Genomic DNA, 2,654 nt, shown 5'->3' on the forward strand with positions numbered 1-2,654 from the left:
CAGGCCGGCCGCCCCGGCGCGACGGTGCAGCTCACGCGGCAGCTCCCCGACGCGCTCCCACTCGTCTGCGTGGGGCAGGATTTCGCGTTCGGTGAAGGAGCGCACCGTCTTTCGCAGCTCTTCGCGCTCCGGCGTCGTCCACAGATTCATAACAACCTTTCGGGGATGTCGACGTGGCGGCCGCGCAACCATTCGCCCAATCCCTTGGCCTGCGGGTCGAACCGCGCCTGGTAGGCGACGCCCTGGCCCAGGATGCCGTCGATGACGAAGTTGACCGCGCGCAGGTTGGGCAGCAAGTGGCGGGTGACGACGAACTCCGCGGCCTCGGGCAGCAGCTCCTTGAGCAGCTCGACGGTCAGCGTGTTGGCGAGCCACCGCCATTGCTCGTCGGTGCGAACCCAGACCCCGACGTTGGCCGAGCCGCCCTTGTCGCCGCTGCGGGCGCCGGCGATGCGGCCCAGCGGCACCCGGCGGGTCGGGCCGTCGGGCAACGGCTCCGGCAGGGGTGGGGGCTCGGCGGGCGCGAGCTCCAAAGTCTCGGTGACGCAGTCGATCTCGACCCGGGTGCCGTCGGCGTGCACCGCGACGTGGGGCACCTCCTTGGCGTCGACGTAGCCGGCGGTGAACACGCCGTAGACCTGACCGTCGCCCGGTGGGGCGGTCACGTGAAAGCCCGGATAGCTGGCGAGAGCCAATTCCACGGCGGCCGAGGAGAACTGGCGCCCGACGTTGGCGGGGTCGGGGTCGCGGACCACGCAGTGCAGCAGCGCGCTGGCGGCTTCCTCGGTGTCGGCGTCGGGGTGGTCGGTGCGGGCCAGCGACCACTGCAGCTCCGCGGGCTTGACGGTCAGCGCGGCGTCGAGCTGCCGGCGCACCAGGTCCGCCTTGGCCTCGATGTCGAGACCGGTCAGCACGAAGGTCATGGAGTTGCGGAATCCGCCGATGCTGTTCAGCGACACCTTGTAGGTGGGCGGCGGCGGTTCGCCGCGCACGCCGTGGATGCGCACCCGGTCGGGGCCGTCGGGGGACAGCTCGACGGTGTCCATCCGCGCGGTGACGTCGGGGTTGGCGTAGCGGGCGCCGGTGATCTCGTACAGCAATTGCGCGGTGACGGTGTCGACGCTCACCAGCCCGCCGGTGCCGGCGTGCTTGGTGATCACCGAGGAGCCGTCGGGGTGCACCTCGGCCAGCGGGAAGCCGGCGTGGGTCAGGTCCGCGACCTCCGTGAAGAAGGAGTAGTTGCCGCCGGTGGCCTGCACGCCGCACTCGATGACGTGGCCGGCGACCACCGCGCCGGCCAGCCGGTCGTAGTCGGTGCGGCCCCAGCCGAAGTGCGCGGCGGCGGCTCCGACGATCACCGAGGCGTCGGTGACCCGGCCGGTGACGACCACGTCGGCGCCGTCGCCCAGGCAGTCGACGATGCCCCACGCGCCCAGGTAGGCGTTCGCGGTCAGCGGGCTGCCCAGCCCGAGGTCGGCGGCGCGCGCCAGCAGGTCGTCGCCTTCGACGTGGGCGACCCGCGCGGGAATGCCGAGGCGCTCGGCCAGGGCGCGTATCGCGGCGGCCAGCCCCGCCGGGTTGAGTCCGCCGGCGTTGGCGACGATGCGCACACCCCGATCGCGGGCCTCCCCGAGACAGTCCTCGAGCTGGGTCAGAAACGTCTTGGCGTAGCCGCGCTCGGGGTGCTTCATCCGGTCGCGGCCCAGGATCAGCATGGTCAATTCGGCCAGGTAATCGCCGGTGAGGTAGTCCACGTCGCCGCCGGTGAGCATCTCGCGCATCGCCGACAGCCGGTCGCCGTAGAACCCGGAGCAGTTCGCGATCCGGACCGCGTCACGACCAGGAGCTGAGGCCATGCAGTCCTCCAATCTGCGTTTCACCGGTGAGCGCAAACCAACCAACCAACCGGTAGGTTAGCGGGTCGCGCCAGTGTCACGTCAAGGACGCCCCTCGCCTCCGACGTCGAGATTGCCGCCACGGTCGTGGACGGCGCCCGGATCACAACCGCCACGGCCATCTCGGCGCCAGAGGGCTTCGTTTTGGTGCCCGGCAGGCCACCGACTATCCTGGGAGCAATCGTCGCACGTTCGGCCGCACCGGCCACGCCGCGCGACAAGCCCCCGACACGAGGAGTTAGGCCCGACCATGGCCGTACCCAAGCGCAGGATGTCGCGCGCGAACACCCGTAGCCGTCGCGCGCAGTGGAAGGCCACCAAGACCGAACTCGTCGGTGTGACGGTCGCCGGCCAGAAGCACAAGGTGCCCCGCCGGCTGCTCAAGGCGGCCCGCCTCGGTCTGATCGACCTGGACCGGCGTTAGTTAATCTCGGCAAATACCCGGCGCGCCTCTCAGCCGGCTCTCAGGCGTCGGGACGACACTAGGCCCGTGCGGATACTGGTCGTCGACGACGATCGCGCAGTGCGTGAGTCGCTGCGCCGATCGCTTTCCTTCAATGGCTACTCGGTCGAGTTGGCCCATGACGGGCTGGAGGCGCTCGAGATGATCGCGAGCGACCGGCCCGACGCGCTCGTGCTCGACGTGATGATGCCGCGGCTGGACGGGCTCGAGGTCTGCCGTCAGCTCCGCAGCACCGGCGACGACCTACCCATCCTGGTGCTCACCGCCCGTGATTCGGTCTCCGAGCGCGTCGCCGG

The 2,654-nt window shown here is 70.6% G+C and carries 4 protein-coding genes; 2 read left to right on the plus strand and 2 right to left on the minus strand.

Annotation, left to right across the window (positions count from 1 at the left end; genetic code table 11):
• Positions 1 to 150: acyl-CoA dehydrogenase family protein (locus A9X03_RS28500; protein ID WP_197696087.1), on the minus strand; the 150-nt coding region annotated here is incomplete at its 3' end.
• Complete coding sequence (locus tag A9X03_RS15015; RefSeq protein WP_068016099.1) at positions 147 to 1,856, minus strand: acyclic terpene utilization AtuA family protein; 1,710 nt, start codon at positions 1,854 to 1,856, stop codon at positions 147 to 149. The genes A9X03_RS15015 and A9X03_RS28500, both read right to left, overlap by 4 nt.
• A gap of 289 nt (positions 1,857 to 2,145) precedes the next feature.
• Between A9X03_RS15015 and rpmF the strand changes: the two genes are divergently transcribed.
• Positions 2,146 to 2,319 (plus strand): 50S ribosomal protein L32, encoded by a 174-nt coding sequence (gene rpmF, locus A9X03_RS15020; RefSeq protein ID WP_007168835.1) that lies wholly within the window; start codon positions 2,146 to 2,148, stop codon positions 2,317 to 2,319.
• Positions 2,320 to 2,385: 66 nt separating this feature from the next.
• Positions 2,386 to 2,654 (plus strand): response regulator (locus A9X03_RS15025; RefSeq protein ID WP_156746564.1); only part of this gene is annotated, 269 nt, incomplete at its 3' end.

The sequence above is a fragment of the Mycobacterium sp. E1715 genome, assembly GCF_001667625.1.
Lineage (GTDB): Bacteria > Actinomycetota > Actinomycetes > Mycobacteriales > Mycobacteriaceae > Mycobacterium.

Bases quoted from the DNA above. Each gene is read 5' to 3' on its own strand.
- rpmF (WP_007168835.1), top strand. From the start codon at position 2,146: ATGGCCGTACCCAAGCGCAGGATGTCGCGCGCGAACACCCGTAGCCGT.
- A9X03_RS15015 (WP_068016099.1), bottom strand. From the start codon at position 1,856: ATGGCCTCAGCTCCTGGTCGTGACGCGGTCCGGATCGCGAACTGCTCC.